The organism is Ruminococcus sp. D54t1_190329_F1, from assembly GCF_015551645.1.
Taxonomy (GTDB): domain Bacteria; phylum Bacillota; class Clostridia; order Lachnospirales; family Lachnospiraceae; genus Blautia_A; species Blautia_A faecis.
This window is the reverse complement of sequence record NZ_JADNDC010000001.1, coordinates 1-18,662: the sequence shown is the minus strand read 5'-3', so window position 1 is coordinate 18,662 and position 18,662 is coordinate 1. Positions and strand designations below refer to the sequence as shown.

Below are 18,662 nucleotides of genomic sequence, written 5' to 3'. Positions count from 1 at the left end.
GTTATAAGCTTTTGTCCTATAACTGTCTTTCTATAGAAGGTCTGTATTTACATGTAATAATGAGTGGAGGTGTTACATGTAACTATGTATAAAAATTCGCATTTCAGGCGTTTTCTGCCTTGCTGCTGAAACCTATTGTACCAGAATCAACAGGTATCACAAGCTCCCCAGGGGGATATTTACCCATTCCAATTTTGCATATTTTTCTGCTTTTATGGAATATCTTACAAGGAAATTTCAAGAAAAAAAATCCTGCTTGCAGGATTCTCCGACTGCGGCGGGCTGCCTCGAACGGCAACTCCCCTTTCATCGCAGTGCAATCCTGCCCGGCAGGGCTTTCTTCTGTGCTTATTTTACTCAAATACTGCATCCACCAGCTTCTTTGTATACGCCTCTTTCGGCTCATTGATAATATCATCCGGCTTCCCGCTCTCCACCACTTTTCCGTCATACAGAACCAGCACCTTATCGCAGAAACTCTGTACAAGTGCAAGATTATGGCAGATAAATATAAAGGATAAGCCATGTGTATCCTTCAGCTCTTCCAGAAGCTCCATGATCTGCTTCTGAATGGTCACATCCAGTGAGCTGGTAGCTTCATCGCAGATCAGCACCTTCGGTTCTACGGCCAGTGCCCTTGCAATTGCGGCTCTCTGACACTGTCCTCCACTGACCTCATGTGGATATCTTTTTGCTAACTCTCCATCAAGGCCACACTGTTCCAGAAGCTCTTTTACCCTTATTGCGATATCAGTCTTCTTCATGCCACGATTTCGAAGGCTCTCTCCGATTCCGTCCCCCAAAGTTCTTCTTGGGTCAAAGGAACCTGCCGGATTCTGAAAAACCATCTGGATATTTCCATATACGTCCCTTAACTGGCTCTGTTTCAATTTCGTAATGTCTTTTCCCTGGAATTTCAAAGTACCATCTGTAATGTCTGTCAGCCTTGTGATCATCTTCGCCAGTGTACTTTTTCCGGAGCCGGATTCGCCGACGATTCCAAGTGTTTCTCCAGCCTGCAAAGAAAAGCTTACATCATCCACGGCTTTAAAAGGCTCTTTTCCCCTCTGCGCAAATACCTTCGTTAAGTGTTCAGCTTCCAAAAGTGTGTTCATGATCTTTCCTTTCTCTTAAGCCTTGGAACTGCTGCCAGCAGCTTCTTCGTATAGGGATCCTGTGGATGGTTCAACACCTTTTCCGCTTCTCCATATTCCACCATTTTTCCATTTTTCAGAACCAGAACAGTATCTGCCATTGCACGAACTACACCAATATCGTGGGTGACAATTATAATTGCAGTTCCAAACAATTCCCTGAGCTTTAGCATTTCTCTTACTACCTGGCGCTGAACCGATACATCCAATGCACTTGTAGGTTCATCAGCCAAAAGAATCGGTGGATTCATCAGCATGGAAATGGCAATCCCTGCTCTCTGGTTCATTCCGCCGGATAATTCAAAGGGATAGCTGTCCCACACGCGCTGGCTGTCTTTAAAATTCAGCTTTTCAAACAATTCCATGGCATGATCCTTTGCTTCATTTCTGCTCACTTTCTTATGGGCGCGCATACTCTCATAAATCTGGTCACCAATCGTACGGATGGGGCAAAGCGAGGCTCCTGCATCCTGAAAAATCATGCCGATTCCTGCTCCCCGGATTTTTCTTTTTTCCTTCTCTGAAATATCCAGAATATTCTGTCCCATATAACAGATGTTGCCTCTGGTTACCAGGCCTCCTGAACCAAGAAGTCCCATAGCAGCTTTGATCAGTGTACTTTTACCACTTCCGGATTCTCCTACAAGCCCCAGGATTTCGCCCGGTGTAAGCGAGAAGCTTACATCATGGACTACCGCTTCCCCATCAAAGGATATCTCCACCGAATCATAGATCAGTATTTTATTCTCCATTGTCGCGCAAACTCCTCCTTGATATCCCAAAAATATTTCTGCCAGCTGCGTGTATTATCCATACAGGGCAGCTGGCTCTCATTTGCACCATAGGCAGGTCAGACTCACAAAGCGTATTTTTCCTTAGTTAATATCCAGATCTGCTGTCAGCTCATAATAATCACAAGGATGGGCCACAAGACCGGTTACATTTGACTGCATGATCATACTCATTTTAAGATGAGAACAGAACACATAAGCGTTATCATCCAGAACGGTCTGTTGCATCTGAATTCCCAGTTCAGAACGTTTTTCCACATCAAATTCTTTTCTCAGCTCTTTTGCAAGCTCTTCCAGCTTATCACTGTGATAATGTCCATTATTGGAAACAGAGTTATCCAAAGCACAGGTTGTGAAGAAATTCTCCGGATCTCCTGTTGGGGCTGTTACCATGGCACTTGCGTATACGTCCCACTGCGCAGGATCTTTGCGGATGGTATTGCTGTCAGATGTGCAGTTAACCTGAACATCCATACCAATCTCTTTCAGAGTTGCCTGAGCTGACTCAGCCAGCAGCGGAAGCTCCTGACGGCTTGGATAGGTAAGCCAGCGGATCACAAGCTTCTCGCCATCCTTTTCACGGATTCCGTCACCATCTGAATCAACCCAGCCTGCATCCTCCAGAACCTTTTTGGCTCCATCCGGATCATAGCTCTCTGTAGTCAGATTCTGTCCGCCAAATGAAAAAGTATCCGGGAATGCACCAACTGCCGGATATCCGTATCCATTCAGAAGTACGGATACGAAGCTCTCTTTGTCAATTCCCATGGCAATTGCCTTGCGGACTGCCGGATCAGAAGTTACCGTACTTTCAAAATTCATCCATGCATAGAATGCGCGGCTTGTTGCAGCACTGGAGAACGTAAAATCATCATTCTCAAATAAAGGATAGCTTGCATATGCCATACCATAGGCAGCATTGATTTCACCTGCCTGAAGTGCAAATGCCAGTGTATCTCCATCGGAAATGGTTCGAACCGTGATTTCATCCACATTTACATCCCCATTCCAGTAGTTTTCATTTTTTACAAGTGTAAGATGATCGTCCGTTACCAGATCTGTAGCCACATAAGGACCCGTGCCGATTACAATTCCATTGTCTGTAATTCCGGCCTGTACATCAATGATACAGCCATAGGGATCACTTAAATAGTTAATCAATGCCGGTTTCGGCTCTGTGGTCTTAATGGTAACCACATTTCCATCTGCCTCAATACTGTCAATGCAAAGGTCCCCCGCTGCTCTTTCATGATTTTCAACCAGAGACTCCAGGCTTTCCTTTACCGCCTGTCCATCACAGACACGCCCATTGGAAAATACAACACCATCGTTCAAAGTAATTTTCCAGGTCAGCTCATCTACATTTTCATATTCTTTGGCAATCCATGGTTCAATTTCCATGGTATCAGAATAGCGGAACAGGGTTTCGCCGACACCATAGCGGATGCAGGCCCAGCCGGCGTAGGTGTTCTGTGGATTGATATCCGCTTCTTCATTCTCCGCATTAAAGGTGGTATCACCAAATACAAATGTTTTCTTATCTTCCGCCATTGCGGGCACTGTAGTTAATCCCATTGTCATACAGACAGCCAGTGCAATTCCAAGAATCTTCTTTGTTTTCATTTACATTCCTCCTCGTGTTTATTCATACTCTTATATTTAACATGCTTTTTTCCAAAGCTTACATATTTCATTTCCGCTTTGACAGCACAAAAGAGTCCAAAATTGTGTTTTGGAAGCCGCGTATTTCAGCCTCTGACTGTCTCGCATCACTTGATCCGGCTATTCTTCGGATCCAGGTAATCCCGGACGGTATCTCCCAGCAGATTAAAAATAACCACCGATATAAAAATCGCAATTCCCGGCGACAGAACCACCCATGGATATGTCTGGATCATACTTCGTCCACCGCTCATCATGCTTCCCCACTCAGCCATTGGAATCTGCGCTCCAAGACCCAGAAAGGAAAGTCCTGCAAGCTCCATCATCATGGTTCCAATATCCAGCATAGCTGTTACCAGAACCGGTCCGATCATATTGGGAAGAACATGTCTAACAAGGATCTGAGCAGAGCTGTCCCCAGCCAATATCGCCGCATGGATGTAAGGTTCCTCTTTCAAAGCCAGTGTCTGACTTCTGGCTATACGTGAATACTTTGGCCAGCTGACCACTGCCAGCGCAATAATAGCATTTTGGATACCTCCCCCAAGAATGGCCGCGATCGCCATTGCAAACACCAGCCCTGGAAATGCCAGACAGACATCAGAAATTCTCATCATAACAGAATCCAGAATTCCGCCATAATAGCCACAGCATAATCCCACAATCGTACCAAAGATGGAAATCACAGCCACCAGTATAAAAGTGGAAAAAATACTGGCTCTTGCTCCGCTGATCACCCTGGACAGCATATCCCTGCCATAAGTATCTGTCCCCATTGGATGCTGAAGACTGGGTGCCTGAAGGGCGCTGGAAAGATCCTGGGCGTAAGGGTCATAAGGACAGAGATGGTCTGAAAAAACTGCCAGGACTACAAGACAGACAGCCAGAACGCTGAAAATTATCAGCTTTTGTTTTATATGGATCTTTCTAATCCTCTGCACACGCACGGTTACGTGCTTTCCATTATCTGTGCTTTGCCCATTTTTCAGCACTACACTTTCTTTTTGACATCTACCTTGTTCTTTCTTACCCATCTTTGCCAGTATTTTACTTTCCGTTTTCTTTTCTGGCACTTCGTCCATTTTTTTTACACTCACTGCTTCGCACCTCCCAGACGGATTCTCGGATCAAGGAACCGGTAAGACAGGTCTGTGAGCAGATTCACCAGCACATAAATGATCGCCATCCACATAACATACGCCTGAATAATGGGATAATCGCGCATGGAAATAGCATCTACTGCCATTTTTCCAACACCGTCCCACATAAAGATGGACTCCACAATTGCCGTACCGCCAAGGAGGTTTCCCACTGACAGCATTAACAGGGTAATGACCGTAACCAGGGATGCTTTCATAATACTTTTCCATAAGGTAACAGAAAACTTCACCCCACGGGCACGGGCGCCTGCTACATAATCCTTACTCAGCTCATCTAACACAGTAGCCCTTACCTGCCGCAGATATTTCGCAGACATGGCAATGGCCAGGGTTATGGCCGGCATTGCAACACTTTTCAGACTCACATCCTTGGCAATAACAGGGAAAATCCTGACCCGGATTGCAAGAAAATACATAAGCAAAAGTGATACAAAGAAATTAGGAAGACTGTTTCCTATAAAACTGCAGAAACGAATCAGATAATCAACAATTGTATTCTGCTTCACCGCTGACAGAATTCCCAAAGGAATCGAAATAATAATAGTAAGCAGAATGGAAGTCACCGTAAGAAGCAGGGTTGCCGGCAGTTTTGATATAAAAGTATCAAAGACCGAAAATCCTGATACATAGCTGTTCCCCATATCTCCACAAAGCAGTTTTCCAAGCCATACAAAATACTGGGTTAAAAATGGCTTATCCAGCCCCAGCTCTTCTCTTGCCGCATCCAGTGCAGCCTCTGATACTACCCCTCCTGTATTCTCCATTTTCCGCGTTACAACATCACTTCCTGCAATACGCATCATTCCATAAGAAAGAAAAGTAATTGCAAACAGAATGGGAATCAGCTGAAGGATACGTTTGATTGCATATTTCTTCATTTGGGTATCTCCATTTCATACTGTACAAGTAGGTTTTTACTCATTCTTTCATTCCACGGTGTAGTTTAGCAAAATAAAAAACAGCCTACAACCCGCCCGGGGGGTTATAAGCTATTCTTATTTGGAATATATTTTCAATTTTCAGGAATACCTTTTCTCTATTTTCGAAGACCGGCACACATTCCTTTAGCCGATTCTGCTTCGTTTTTCTTTTATCCCTTTCATATTCAGCTGCCATTCTCCAGCTTCAATTTTTCCCTTAAAAATCCCAGCAATTCCTCCATCAGCTCATCCGTCTCGTCATTCTTTCTTCTGATGTATCCGAAAACCACCTTATTCTTTTTGAATTCCAGCGGAATGCCTTTGTTTGCTGCCTTTTTATCATTGGAAAGATAACTGCCGCTGATATTGCAAAGTCCGGTCTCTTTCAACATCTTTTCCATAATGTAGTCGCTGTTTGTAATAATGGAAACATTCAGATTTTCCCAGCTGAACACACTACGTTTTTCTTTCTCTCCCAATTCCAGAAACTCATCACGGAAGTTCTGGATAAATCGGAAGTTCTTCATCGCTTCCATATTTACGGTCTGTGCTTTCTCTCTGTCAGCTGCTTCCTGATCCAATATATTCAACTTTCCCGGATAAAATGTCGCCGTACTTTCCTGCATAACGGTAAAAACCAGCTTGTTTTTCGCCAGCTCATACTGGAATTCCTTTTTTTGCTGTTCCATCACGTATACAAAGCCAATGTCTGAAAGGTAATCCCGAACACGTTCCATGACCGTGCGCACACCGGCTGTATAGATTTCAAAATGATAATCCTTGTCATAATTTTCCTTATAAAACTCCACAAACTGATTCGTAAACCAGGAACTGGGATTCAATGAAATCCGTAGATATTTTGCCATATTCCCATGGCTCATCTCTTCCAGTATCCGGGAATCATTTATGATCCTGCACGCATATCGGTATGCCTCCCGGCCTTTCGCCGTAAGCGCAATACCCCTTGGCATACGCTCAAACAATACAATCCCCATTTCTTCCTCCAGTGCTTTGATTGCCTTGCTCACACTGGGCTGAGTCGTATAAAGAAGCTTGGCAGCTTCGCTGATAGAGCCAGTTTCAGCACACACTATAAAATATTTCAGTTGCTTCAGATCTAACATAGCTATTCCCTCTCTGGCGAAAACTTCAGTCTTTTTACATCTGCTTTCGTTCTGTTTTTATGTTTCCTCATCTACATCCAGTGCAAACCTGCAAAAATCCCCTCCACTGACTGCGAGATCAATGTCACTCGTCCTTTTGAAATCTCCACGCGCCCTTGCCCCAAAGAGAATTATCAAGCCTCACTCCCACCAGATTTCTTTCTTCCACTTTACCATATCTTCCTATTAAGTCAAGCTGTGTACTTTCAATTTAAGCAGGTTATAGGAATTCCCTATAGCCAGCTATCTTTATTCCATATTAGACAAGACCAGATTTCTATGCTATCATTCAATTCATATTAATCCTAGTTACTAAATAGGAAACTAAATAAGAGGAGGATACAATTATGAGAAAAAGCATCTTGACTTTAGGAATTGCAGCAGTATTAACAGGAGTTCTGGCAACATGCAGTATGGCTTATGCAGCTGATGACGAGCTTGCACAGATTCAGGAATCAGGAAAACTGAAAGTCGGTGTGGAAGGAACCTATCCTCCATACACCTATCATGACGACAACGGAGAGCTTACCGGATTTGACGTGGAGGTAGCAAAGGCAATTGCAGACAAGCTTGGTGTGGAAGCAGATTTCACAGAATCTGACTGGGATTCCCTTCTTGCAGGAATCGACAGTGGACGTCTTGATACAGTTATCAATGCAGTAAGTATCACACCTGAGCGTGAAGAGAAATACGATTTCGCAGGACCATATTTCTACATCACACAGCAGATCGTAGTAGCTAAGGATAATGATGATATCGTAGATATGGCTTCTCTGAATGGAAAAAAAGTAGCAAACACTGCCACAACCGCTTACCTTGATATTCTGGAAGACGCCGGTGCCTCTCTTGTACAGATCAGCACAGCTGACGAAGCGGTTTCCCTGATTGAATCCGGACGTGCCGACTTCACAACCTTTAACTCTGTTGTATTCAATGAATACCTTCAGCAGCACCCGGATGCAAATCTGAAAGTTGCTTTCGTAATTCCGGACGTTGTAGATACCTACGCTGTCCCGATCAAGAAAGGAGAAACAGCTTTATATGATGCAGTTCAGAACGCCATTAACGAACTGAAAGAAGACGGAACTTTAAGCAAGCTTTCTGAGGATTACTTCGGCACAGACTTCACACAGCCGCAGGATGAAAATGCAGCAAATACAGACACCGCTTCTGAGGATGCAACAGCAGAAAGCACTGATGAAAACTAATTACTTTTCCACAGCTGTTGTCCAGAACAACAGACAATCATCCAACAATTGAAAGTAAAAGGAAACAATTATGAGTGAACGTTTAGCAGGGATTCTGGTATCTTCTTTCACCAGAATCCTCATACCCGGAATAAAAGTTACAATCCCCCTTACCTTATTATCCTTTGTTTTTGGCTGCATCATCGCCCTTTTTCTGGCCCTGGTACAGATTGCCAATGTAAAAGGACTGAAGCAGTTCGCAAGATTTTACATATGGGTCTTCCGCGGAACCCCACTTATTGTACAGCTGTTCATCATCTTCTTTGGCCTGCCGTCTGTCGGAATTATCCTGGACGCTTTTCCATCCGCTGTGATTGCCTTTGCCCTGAACCTTGGCGCTTACAACGCTGAGATTTTCCGATCTGCAATCCAGGCGGTACCAGAAGGACAGACAGAAGCTGCTTATATGGTGGGTCTGAGTTACCGCCAGACCATGACCAGGATTGTAATGCCCCAGGCATTCCGAATCGCTTTTCCACCACTGTTTAACTCACTGATCGGACTTACCAAGGACACTTCCCTTGCCTCCAGTATCACAGTTGTGGAGCTGTTCACCACCGCACAGCAGATTGCCGCCAGAACCTACGAGCCCTTCGCCCTGTACTGCGAGGCTGCTGTTATTTACCTTATGATCTGTACCGTACTTACATGGGTACAAAACTATTTTGAGAAAAAGCTGGTATGGAATGCTCCAGCACCAGTGAAAGGAGAATAATCATGTCTTATATTTCAAAAATTGACCCGGAAACAGCAGGCGAAAAAGAGAAAGAAGTAATCAGGAACCATCTTGCACAAGGATACAGGCTCACTAATGAAAAGCTTACTCTTCTCCATAATGCAGAAGCCTTTAAAGCCATTGAAGACAGCTCCTACTCCCTCGACCGGGAACTGCAGAGACTGATTGGAAAAAGAGCCGGTGACTTCTTTGAATATGCAATTTCCGAAGAAAATGACTGCCTGGTATGCAGTACTTATTTCAGAAAGCTTCTGAAAGATAATGGTATTGATTTCGACAATTTTCAATTTACAAAGAAGGAAGAATTACTTATTTCTTTTGGCCGCGCTCTTGCAAAAGATCCGAAAAACATTCCGGATGAAATCTATACTGAATTAAAAGAAGAATTTACAGAAGAAGAAATCGTAGTTATCACAGCTATGGGTGTGCTGATGGTTGCCAATAACTACTTTAATGATATTTTAAAGGTCGAAGTATAATCAATGTCGCCTTCGGCAGCATCACCATATGTGAACAACTCGTATTTTATATCATTTACTACAGAAGAAAGACTTTTAAAGAAGAAGAAATCGTAGTTATCACAGCTATGGGTGTGCTAATGGTTGCCAATAACTACTTTAATGATATTTTAAAGATCGAAGTATAATCAATGTCGCCTTCGGCAGCATCACCATATGTGAACAACTCGTATTTTATATCATTTACTACAGAAGAAAGACTTTTAAAGAAGAAGAAATCGTAGTTATCACAGCTATGGGTGTGCTAATGGTTGCCAATAACTACTTTAATGATATTTTAAAGATCGAAGTATAATCAATGTCGCCTTCGGCAGCATCACCATATGTGAACAACTCGTATTTTATATCATTTACTACAGAAGAAAGACTTTTAAGCTTCTTCATAATACCCTGTTATCAATTACCAAATTTCTATATAAGAATGTGAGAAAAAAATATGCTGGAAGTAAAAAATATCCATAAAAAATTCGGATCAAACGAAGTATTAAAAGGTGTTGATTTCAAAGTTGAAAAAGGTTCTGTGATCGCAGTTCTAGGAAACAGCGGTTCTGGAAAGACAACCCTTCTCCGCTGTATCAGCTTTCTGGAGCAGGCAGATAAAGGAGAAATCACCTTCGATGATTTCCACAAAGATATCACTGCTGTTACCAGGAAAGAGATCCGGCAGTTACGAATGAAAATGGGCTTTGTCTTCCAGGGATACAATCTTTTCCGCAACAAAACAGCACTTGACAATGTACTGGAGGGTCTTACCATTGCCCGTAAGAATTCTCCGGAAGAAGCGAAGAAAAAAGCTATGGAAATGCTGGAAAAAGTAGGCATGGCAGACCGCGCCAACTTCTATCCGGACCAGCTTTCCGGTGGGCAGCAACAGCGTGTAGCTATCGCAAGAGCCATCGCCTACAATCCGGAAGTAGTTCTCTTCGACGAACCAACCTCCGCCCTTGACCCAAGACTTACCAGCGAGGTTCTGGATGTTATGAGAAAGCTTGCCGAAGAAGGAAGCACCATGGTCGTAGTCACCCACGAAATGGATTTTGCCAGAAAAGTTGCCAACTGGGTAGTCTACATGGAGGACGGTGTTATCGTAGAAGAGGGACCATCCAAAGAGTTCTTCTCACAGCCCAAGAGTGAGAAAACGATGGCATTCCTCCATATGACAAGTTCGGATTATGTGATTTGATAACTTTCTTTTATTTTGATATCCCTTTTTCCAAAAAATGTGCCTGGGAAATAAATTCCGGGCACATTTTTATGTCACCATATATTTTTCAGGCTTGTATAACTATGATACCTGCGGATTGTTTCGTCCGTTGCACTCCCATAACCTACTCAATTCGCATATCGTGAAGCATACGCTCCGCTTTTATGCTTTCTTTGCTGCAATGGCAAACATCGGAGTTGGATTATAAAATTCATCCTTCTCTTTATAAACCCGTCTGCTCAACCCCAGATCAATGGAAATCTGCTCCATTCCTGTTTTTCCAAGCTCTTCCACGTCCCAGGCAGGGCGGAGGTAAGAACTGATGGGCAGCTGACGTTTAATATCTTCGCACTCCTGCATCAGGGAATTTCCAAGCTGGTTGTGGGCATGGTTTTCCGGGAGATCGGAGGTTTCGGCGAAGTTTGTGGCGCCGTAGTTGGCATCAAAATTCAGGAGAAGTCCGCCTGGTTTTAATACTCTGGACCACTCTTTGTAAGCCTGGGCTGCTTCTGGTAAGGTCCAGGTCAGGTTTCGGGAAATGACTACGTCGAAGCTCTCGTCCTGGAAAGTTAAATGCTCCGCATCCATCACCTGGAAGTCGCATGTTACCTGCTCTTCTTTGGCAAGGATCCGGGAGTTTGTGATCATATCCGGAGTAAGGTCGGTGCCTGTTACCTGGTGTCCCTGTTTTGCAAGAAGGATTGTAAAGAAACCGGTTCCACAGCCCACATCCAGGATTTTAAGTTTACCATTACCAGTCTCTTTTTCCTTAATTTTTGCAACTGCATCTTTTCTTTCCTTGCTTTCATCCTCAATTTTTTTTTCAGGACTTAATGCCTTTTTAGGTAGGTATTTCTCAATTTCTTCCAGCCATCTCTTTGCCAGCGGACTATGTAACTCTGCCCTTCTCTGCTCCAGAAAGCTGTCGCTTCGCTTGGTCCAGTAGGCCGCAATCTTCTCTTTTCGGTCGTCTTCCTCATAACTGATCCGGCCATAAGCTACCATCGGACCATCCTTAATCACCTGCAGGGAACCAGTCTGATACAGGATCACTCCATCCCCATAGGAGGTACAGGTTTCCAGAATATTGTCCTCGTAATCCTTTACATATCCAAGGATTTCCCCTTCTGTAAACAGGTCTCCTGCCCTCTTCTGGGGATACCAGAGTCCCGTATAAGAGGCAGATTGATACTGCACATCCGTTACGTTTAACGGATAATATTTCCGCATACTTCTATGACCGTCATAAATACCGAGGAACCGTAAAATACTGCGTACATCACGCTTCATAGAACGCACTTCTTCTGTCTCCCAGGCTCCCATTCCGCCCCGCTCCAGAAGAACGGAAGGAATGCCGCAGGATGCTGCATAATTATAGCTTCCACCAGACGATACCTCAGATTTTACCATGTAAGGAACATCCACCTGCTCTGCCATCTGACGGGAAATTTTCATCACTTCCGGGGCTGCTTTACCTGCATAATACACATAGGGAGTCAGTTTCTCATAGTCGTCACCGCTGTGAAGATCAATATAAAAATCTGCCACCTTCTGCAGCTCTTCAACTACTGCATAAGCCAGTTTTTCGTATGTGGTACCTTCTTTTTTTCCTGGAAAAAGGCGGTTCAGATTCTCACCTGTCGCTCTGCAAAGAGAACCGTGACGGTTTTCAAATTCTTCCCTCGCCACTACCTTTACAATAATCACTGTTCCTGTCATTTTCTCAATTTTCAAATCTCTTCCAAGCTCTACGGCACTCTGGATTCCCACATATTCTCCAGCGTGGATACCAGCTGTGATAAGAGCTGTTTTACCTGGTTTTTCGCCCCTGACAATTGTTGCAGGAAGAGAAAATCTACCATTTCCAATGGAAATAAAACCATGGACACGCTGCCCTGGTGCCGCACTTAAGCCACCTATATTTATTATTTCACTCATTATTTTCTACCTTTTCCAATAATATCTTTACAAATAATTTTCCTTACGATTCAATAAAAACTTATCCTATTTTTTAAATACTCTAATACTTCATTCTTACAACCAACACCGCTTTACTTATCTTTAAATTCGTACAAATTTCTGTATATCACTGATAATATCTTTTTCTATTTTACAGCCTCCACCATAAACATGGGTGTAGATCCATAATTCAGCTTCTCTTCCTCGCTCCATACCTGCTGCCAGATGTCCTCATTCACCTGAATCTGCGCTGCTCCAAGCGCTTCCAGTACCTTCACATCCCATCCCGGACGCTTGGTCTCCGACAACGGAACCTGCAGCGCAATTTTCTCCATTCGGTCAATATCTGTGCACAGATAATGGTCATCCAAGCTTCCTTTTTCCACATTTTTACGGTCGTTCTCGTAAGCCTCACGCTTCTTATCATCATAGAGATATCCATACCAGTTGGCATCAAAATTCAAAAGCTTTCCACCTTTTTTCAGAACCCGAAGCCACTCTTTATAAGCCATTTCCGGATGGGGCAGATTCCAGGTCAGGTTTCTGGAAATGATCACGTCAAAGCTCTCATCTTCAAACTCCAATGCCTGGGCATCCATTCTTTTAAATTCAATATTCCGGCTCTTTTCTCCGATAAATTTCGCTGCATTTTCTGCAGCCTTTTCCAACATTCCCGGAGTGTAATCTATGGCTGTTACATGATATCCTGCTTCCGCAAGGATCATAGGGAAAAAGCCTGGGCCAGTACCGATATCCAGAATTCTCAGGTGGTCCTTATATTTGTCTGTATGTTGTTTTTCAGAAAATTCTTCTTCGAAAACTTCTTTTTCCACAGAATTGTTTTCTGAATCCTCATTTTTCCCAGACCTTTTTCCAAAAAATCCGCGTTCCAGAGTCTCCAGCCATGCCTTTTTCTGCATTCCCTTCAATTCTTTTTCATTCACCTCAGAATACCCTTCCGTCCGGGTGCTCCAATAACTCTCTATTTCATCCAGTAATTTATCCAATTTCAAATCCTCCGCATTAAACTCCAATGTTAAAATATTATCAAAACCAGTTTTCTTCCGCAAGCCCCCCGGGGGGATGGAACTCTATATAAAAAAAGCAGACAAATCTGTATCTCTACAAACTCGCCTGCTCTTTTTTCTTTAAAAAGCTGTCTAAATTAAGGGAATTTCAACTATTACAAGTGCTTCTCCAACAACACCAGCTGCACATCCGGTATCCCGTTAAATTCTGTAGGCACAATCCCGATTTCCTTATATCCAAGCTTCTTATACAGCCCTCTTGCAACGGCATTTCTTGCATTAGTATCCATTCGAAGCTCCGGACAGCCATGGCTTAAAGCGTAATCCTCATAGAACTTTACCAACTTCTTTCCATAGCCTTTTCCAGAAGCGGAAGGGGAAACTACCAGAGTGTGAAGGACGCAAACCTCCTCATCCCTGGCTGCGAATTCCCAATCGCCTTCTGCATAAGAATCCACCTGCGCTTTATTGATTCTGGCCGCTCCCAGGAGCTTACCTGCATCCTCCAGAACAAACAAGTCCTTGGCATCTAATGCGGCCTGTGCCGTAGCTCTTGTAGGATACACACCACGGATCCAGCCAATGGTCTGCTGACCTGTTTCTTCTGCCGTATGAATGTCATTGTAAAGCTGTTCCACAGACGCAAGGTCAGCCTGCGTTCCCTTTCGAATTATCATTTTCTGTCACTCTCCTTATGCAAAATATAATGTTTTTCTTCGTCTCGTAAAAAGCCCTATCTGCTTCTTTTTAATACTGTTCATAGCTGTCAGACTCCTGGATATATCTGGGATTTCATGATCATACTGGCTGTATTTTTTCAGCCGCAATTTCATCAATTCTCACAATCTCTTCCTCCGTAAATGGTGCACAGTGGATTGCTTTTATGTTATCAAGGATCTGCTGTGGTCGTGATGCTCCAATGAGTACACTGGTCACCTCCTGCTGTGCAAGCAGCCAGCCAAGAGCCATCTCCGAAAGCTTCTCGCCACGCCCTGCAGCCATATCATTCAGCTCCCGGATCTGTAGCAAACGCTCTGGAGTCAGATTGCTTTCCTTCAAAAATCTGCCATCGGTACGAATTCTGCTGTCCTCCGGAATGCCATTAAGATAGCGGTCTGTAAGCTGTCCCTGTGCAAGAGGACTGAAAGTGATCAGACCTTTTTTCAGAATTCCTGTGGTCTTTTTTAGTCCATTTTTCTCCACAGTTCTGTCAAAAATAGAATAACGATTCTGATTAATTACAAAAGGACAATGCATTTCCTGCAAAATCGACGCTGCCTGTGAAAGTGTTTTTCCATCGTAATTGGAAAGTCCCACATACAAGGCTTTTCCGCTCTGCACTGCACTGGCCAGCGCTCCCATGGTCTCTTCCAGAGGGGTCTCCGGGTCCATTCTATGATGGTAAAAAATATCTACATATTCCAGTCCCATACGCTTCAGGCTCTGGTCAAGACTTGCCAGAAGATACTTGCGGCTGCCCCAGTTCCCATAAGGACCATCCCACATTTCATATCCTGCCTTGGTAGTAATGATCAGCTCGTCCCTGTATTTTCCCAGATCTTCTTTCAGAATCCTGCCGAAATTAATCTCTGCACTCCCCGGCTCCGGTCCATAATTATTGGCCAGATCAAACTGGGTAATTCCATTGTCAAAAGCAGTAAAGCACAGCTGTCTCATATTCTCAAAATTCGCTGTATCTCCGAAATTATGCCACAATCCCAGTGACACCTTCGGCAGCATAAGTCCGCTGTCACCACAACGGTTGTATTCCATTATGGTGTAACGTTCCTTTGAAGCAATGTACATAATAAAAACCTCCCTGAAAACGATAATTAGTTTTAGTATACTACCCGGAAAATAATTTGTCATTGGAAAATATGACTGTTTATGGTATTACTGTTCGGAACGTGTTACTGTTCACTGGTAATATTCCGCGAGGTGTTTTTGAGAACAAAGTTCACAGAAAACCCGAGAATTAAGTTTGCGCAGCAAACGCTACTTCTTGTGCTTGTCACAAGAAGGTTCGTCTTTCTGTGCATTGCGAAGCGCGTTACTGGTCACGGAGTGAACAGTAACCGGAACGTTACCAATAAGCAATAACAAACAACTGGCAGATTGTTGACTACAAACCGCAACACAGAATTGAACAGCAGGGATTATTTCAAAAAAATAATTGCCCCAAACGGTAAACTATGGTATTCTATAGGTATTATACTTGTACTGCTACACAAGCAAGAAATTGAGGTGATTTATCGTGAAATCTAATGAATCTGCTGAGAACTATCTGGAGACCATTCTTATTCTCAGCAAAAAGAAACCTGTTGTGCGTTCCGTTGATATTGCTGATGAACTTGGATTTAAGAAGTCAAGCGTCAGTGTTGCTATGAAGAACCTTCGTGAAAAGAACCATATCACTGTCACTCCAGAAGGATATATTTATCTTACCGAATCCGGACAGAAGATTGCAGATATGATTTATGAGCGACATGAATTTTTATCCTCCTGGCTGATCAGTCTGGGTGTTGATCCGGAAACTGCAACCTCCGATGCATGCCGTATCGAGCATGTCATCAGTCCAGAGAGCTTTACCGCTATCAAGGAGCATCTTTCTCCTGGTAAATAAATTATACGCATTGCGTTTTTGCATTGCATTTTCTTACAATTACAGAAGCTCATTGACTGCTGTACGCAGCAATCATAAAGACCTGTACTCCAGATAAAACCAATGACAAGATTCCATCATTGTAGAATTTTATCCGGATACAGGTCTTTTTTATTTATATACTTTTCCTTATTTCACCAGATAATATCTGGCAGAAAATGGTCCCATTTTAAATACTGCTTTTCCGCCTGTAATTACCTTTTCTTTTTTCGTGTAGCGCTTTTTACCGCCATATTTCACCATATCACTTGCAAGGAGAAGCTCATATCCGTCATAATCTTTTTCCAAAGTATATTCCTGGATTTCGTCGGAGAAATTGAACACAGCCAAAATTTTCTGATCCCCACTGATTCTTTCAAACAGATACATGCACTTCTGCTCCTGATGGCAATCCACCCATGAGAAACCATCCTGGCTGAAATCTCTCTGGGAAAAAGCACTGTTCTTCAGATAGCATTGGTTCAGATCTGCCATGAATTTATGAAATGCTTCATGAACAGGGAATTTCAGCAAAATCCAGTCCAACTCATCCTTTTCGCACCATTCTTTCAGCTGTGCCAGCTCATTTCCCATGAAATTCAGCTTTGCACCCGGGTGCGCATACATATACATATAGAAAGCTCTTGCCTGTGGAAATTTCCCATCATAACCACCGTTCATCTTCTGGGCGATGGTTGCCTTTCCGTGGACAACCTCATCATGGGACAGCGGCAGGATATAGCGCTCATTGTAAAAATACATCATAGAGAATGTCAGCTTGTGATATTTTTCCTGTCTTTCTTTTGCATCTGCCTGAAAATAAGACAGAGTATCATGCATCCATCCAAGATCCCATTTGTAATCAAATCCAAGTCCGCCCTCCCATACCGGCTTTGTCACACCCTGATATGGAGTGGAATCCTCGGCAAAAAGGAGGCAGTCAGGGATTCTTTCCTTTAAGCCCTGATTCATGGTACGGATAAATTTCAGAGCTGCCAGGTTTTCTCCACGGCTTGCGTCCCCCTGCCAGTAAATCAGATTTCCTACTGCGTCCATGCGAAGGCCATCGAAATGGAATTCATTCATCCAGTAATAGGCAGAGGACTGCAGAAAACTGCAAACTTCTCCTCTGGAATGCATAAAATTGCAGCTTCCCCATTCGTTGCGGCCAACTGCCATGTTTGGATATTCATAAAGGGCTGTTCCGTCATATTCTGCCAACGCATAATCATTCACTGCAAAATGCACTGGAACAAAATCCAGAATGACCCCAATTCCAGCCTGGTGGCACTGGTCTACAAATGCTTTCAATTCTTCCGGCTTGCCATAGCGGGAGGTTGGACTGAAATATCCTGTATCCTGATATCCCCAGGATTCGTCGCATGGGTACTCACAGAGAGGCATGATCTCCACATAATTATAGCCGTGTTCCTTCAAATAGGTGATAAGGATCGGTGCCAGTTCCTCATAGGTGTACCAGTCTTCCTGTCCTTCGCCTCGTTTTTTCCAGGAGCCAAAATGCATTTCATAAATGTTTACTGGTTTGTCGTAGCTTGCTTTGCGGTTTTTCAGCCATTTGCTGTCGCCAAATTCATAACCGCCAAGAGCATAGGTCTTTGAAGCAGTGCCTGGACGCATCTCGCTATAAAAAGCATAGGGGTCTGCGTGGTCCACGAAGGAGCCGTCCTGACGGTAAATTCTGTATTTATACATCAGGTCAGAGCCTACATTATTCATGGTGCATTCCCAGAAATTGCCATCATGAACGCGGTTCATAGGAGTCTCTGTCCAGCCGTTGAACTCACCAATTACAGATACTCGCTGCGCTGCCGGGGCAAATGTACGGAAGGTGGTTCCGCCATCCCATACGTGAGCACCAAGGTACTGATATGCTTCAAATTCTTTTCCTGTATAAAAGTTGTAAAAATCCATGTTTTTGCTCTCCCATTCATTATAAAAAGATATTAGACAGTAGTTGTTTTTCTCTGTATAATAAGTATAATTGTGTAAATAAAAAATTGCTACCGACGAAAAAAGACATTAGTTGGATTTCCAACGTTTTTTGAAATGTGTCGGATTTCTTTATAACCTATTTAGTGTGTTGAAAGTTGTTCAAGGCGGACGCACTCGGACAATGGTGATTGCTCACTCGCCGGCGCAACGCTCCAGCGAACTAACTGCTAACTGCGACTAAATCGTTCAGGAGAGCCTTCACGATTAAGTCGACCTAAGCAGTGGATTTCGCCTACGCTAAAACCGCGCCTGAAATGGCTCGCTGGAGCAATCACCATTGCCCGAATGCTGTGTACTGGCTGGACTTATTTGTACATAGTAACTTTCAACAGGTGGGGTGAGTGAGTGATTGGTTTCCCTATACTGTATCGGAAACGAAAGTTTATGGAAATCTTGCCGGAAATTAGCGGCTTTTATAATTTCTATGAAGTATTTGCACATTCTTAGGGCTGTTTTGCAAACAAAG

Annotated in this window: 17 protein-coding genes; 5 read left to right on the top strand and 12 right to left on the bottom strand. The window is 43.5% G+C overall.

What is annotated here, in order from left to right; all coding sequences use genetic code 11:
* Positions 1-353: 353 nt before the first annotated feature.
* The 7 genes from I2D69_RS00085 to I2D69_RS00055 form a co-directional block, all read right to left on the bottom strand.
* Complete coding sequence (locus I2D69_RS00085; protein WP_173718166.1) at positions 354-1,115, bottom strand: ABC transporter ATP-binding protein; 762 nt, start codon at positions 1,113-1,115, stop codon at positions 354-356.
* Positions 1,112-1,906 carry an ABC transporter ATP-binding protein gene (locus I2D69_RS00080; protein WP_173718167.1) on the bottom strand — a complete coding sequence of 265 codons (795 nt, stop codon included), beginning with the start codon at positions 1,904-1,906 and terminating at the stop codon, positions 1,112-1,114. Before I2D69_RS00080 ends, I2D69_RS00085 begins: the two co-directional genes overlap by 4 nt.
* 123 nt (positions 1,907-2,029) lie before the next feature.
* On the bottom strand, positions 2,030-3,568 hold the full coding sequence (locus I2D69_RS00075) for an ABC transporter substrate-binding protein (RefSeq protein ID WP_195379192.1): 1,539 nt from the start codon (positions 3,566-3,568) through the stop codon (positions 2,030-2,032).
* 146 nt (positions 3,569-3,714) lie between these two features.
* Positions 3,715-4,704 (bottom strand): nickel transporter permease, encoded by a 990-nt coding sequence (gene nikC / locus I2D69_RS00070; RefSeq protein WP_226814808.1) that lies wholly within the window; start codon positions 4,702-4,704, stop codon positions 3,715-3,717.
* Positions 4,701-5,645, bottom strand: coding sequence for an ABC transporter permease (locus tag I2D69_RS00065; protein WP_195379191.1), 945 nt, complete (start codon positions 5,643-5,645; stop codon positions 4,701-4,703). The genes nikC and I2D69_RS00065 overlap by 4 nt, the downstream gene beginning before the upstream one ends.
* 227 nt (positions 5,646-5,872) lie before the next feature.
* Positions 5,873-6,811: a LysR family transcriptional regulator gene (locus I2D69_RS00060; protein WP_195379190.1), complete on the bottom strand. Its 939-nt coding sequence runs from the start codon at positions 6,809-6,811 to the stop codon at positions 5,873-5,875.
* Between the two features lie 57 nt (positions 6,812-6,868).
* Positions 6,869-6,988: a nucleotidyltransferase domain-containing protein gene (locus tag I2D69_RS00055; RefSeq protein ID WP_173769342.1), complete on the bottom strand. Its 120-nt coding sequence runs from the start codon at positions 6,986-6,988 to the stop codon at positions 6,869-6,871.
* A gap of 209 nt (positions 6,989-7,197) precedes the next feature.
* Between I2D69_RS00055 and I2D69_RS00050 the strand changes: the two genes are divergently transcribed.
* The 4 genes from I2D69_RS00050 (at position 7,198) to I2D69_RS00035 (ending at position 10,534) form a co-directional block, all read left to right on the top strand.
* The gene (locus I2D69_RS00050) at positions 7,198-8,058 is read left to right on the top strand and encodes a transporter substrate-binding domain-containing protein (RefSeq protein WP_195379189.1); all 861 of its coding nucleotides are present in this window, start codon (positions 7,198-7,200) and stop codon (positions 8,056-8,058) included.
* A gap of 70 nt (positions 8,059-8,128) precedes the next feature.
* The gene (locus tag I2D69_RS00045) at positions 8,129-8,812 is read left to right on the top strand and encodes an amino acid ABC transporter permease (protein ID WP_148461103.1); all 684 of its coding nucleotides are present in this window, start codon (positions 8,129-8,131) and stop codon (positions 8,810-8,812) included.
* A 2-nt stretch (positions 8,813-8,814) separates the two neighbouring features.
* Positions 8,815-9,312: a hypothetical protein gene (locus I2D69_RS00040; protein ID WP_195379188.1), complete on the top strand. Its 498-nt coding sequence runs from the start codon at positions 8,815-8,817 to the stop codon at positions 9,310-9,312.
* A 475-nt stretch (positions 9,313-9,787) separates the two neighbouring features.
* A complete protein-coding gene (locus tag I2D69_RS00035) occupies positions 9,788-10,534 on the top strand; it encodes an amino acid ABC transporter ATP-binding protein (RefSeq protein ID WP_148461101.1) in 747 nt (248 codons plus the stop codon).
* Between the two features lie 183 nt (positions 10,535-10,717).
* On the opposite strand, the gene I2D69_RS00030 is transcribed toward I2D69_RS00035, so the two are convergent.
* The 4 genes from I2D69_RS00030 to I2D69_RS00015 all read right to left on the bottom strand — a co-directional run bounded on the left by I2D69_RS00030 (position 10,718) and on the right by I2D69_RS00015 (position 15,348).
* Positions 10,718-12,493, bottom strand: a complete 1,776-nt coding sequence (locus I2D69_RS00030) for a methyltransferase domain-containing protein (protein WP_195379187.1) — start codon at positions 12,491-12,493, stop codon at positions 10,718-10,720.
* A gap of 167 nt (positions 12,494-12,660) precedes the next feature.
* Positions 12,661-13,521 carry a class I SAM-dependent methyltransferase gene (locus I2D69_RS00025; RefSeq protein WP_202017079.1) on the bottom strand — a complete coding sequence of 287 codons (861 nt, stop codon included), beginning with the start codon at positions 13,519-13,521 and terminating at the stop codon, positions 12,661-12,663.
* A 176-nt stretch (positions 13,522-13,697) separates the two neighbouring features.
* Positions 13,698-14,219: a GNAT family N-acetyltransferase gene (locus tag I2D69_RS00020; RefSeq protein ID WP_173770986.1), complete on the bottom strand. Its 522-nt coding sequence runs from the start codon at positions 14,217-14,219 to the stop codon at positions 13,698-13,700.
* A 121-nt stretch (positions 14,220-14,340) separates the two neighbouring features.
* Positions 14,341-15,348 carry an aldo/keto reductase gene (locus I2D69_RS00015; protein WP_207741776.1) on the bottom strand — a complete coding sequence of 336 codons (1,008 nt, stop codon included), beginning with the start codon at positions 15,346-15,348 and terminating at the stop codon, positions 14,341-14,343.
* Between the two features lie 448 nt (positions 15,349-15,796).
* Here I2D69_RS00015 and I2D69_RS00010 point away from each other — a divergent pair, with 448 nt between their 5' ends.
* Entirely contained in the window at positions 15,797-16,165 is a 369-nt protein-coding gene (locus I2D69_RS00010; RefSeq protein WP_118578152.1) for a metal-dependent transcriptional regulator, read from the top strand.
* A gap of 168 nt (positions 16,166-16,333) precedes the next feature.
* On the opposite strand, the gene glgB is transcribed toward I2D69_RS00010, so the two are convergent.
* Entirely contained in the window at positions 16,334-18,115 is a 1,782-nt protein-coding gene (glgB, locus tag I2D69_RS00005) for a 1,4-alpha-glucan branching protein GlgB (protein ID WP_173734835.1), read from the bottom strand.
* Positions 18,116-18,662: the final 547 nt, after the last annotated feature.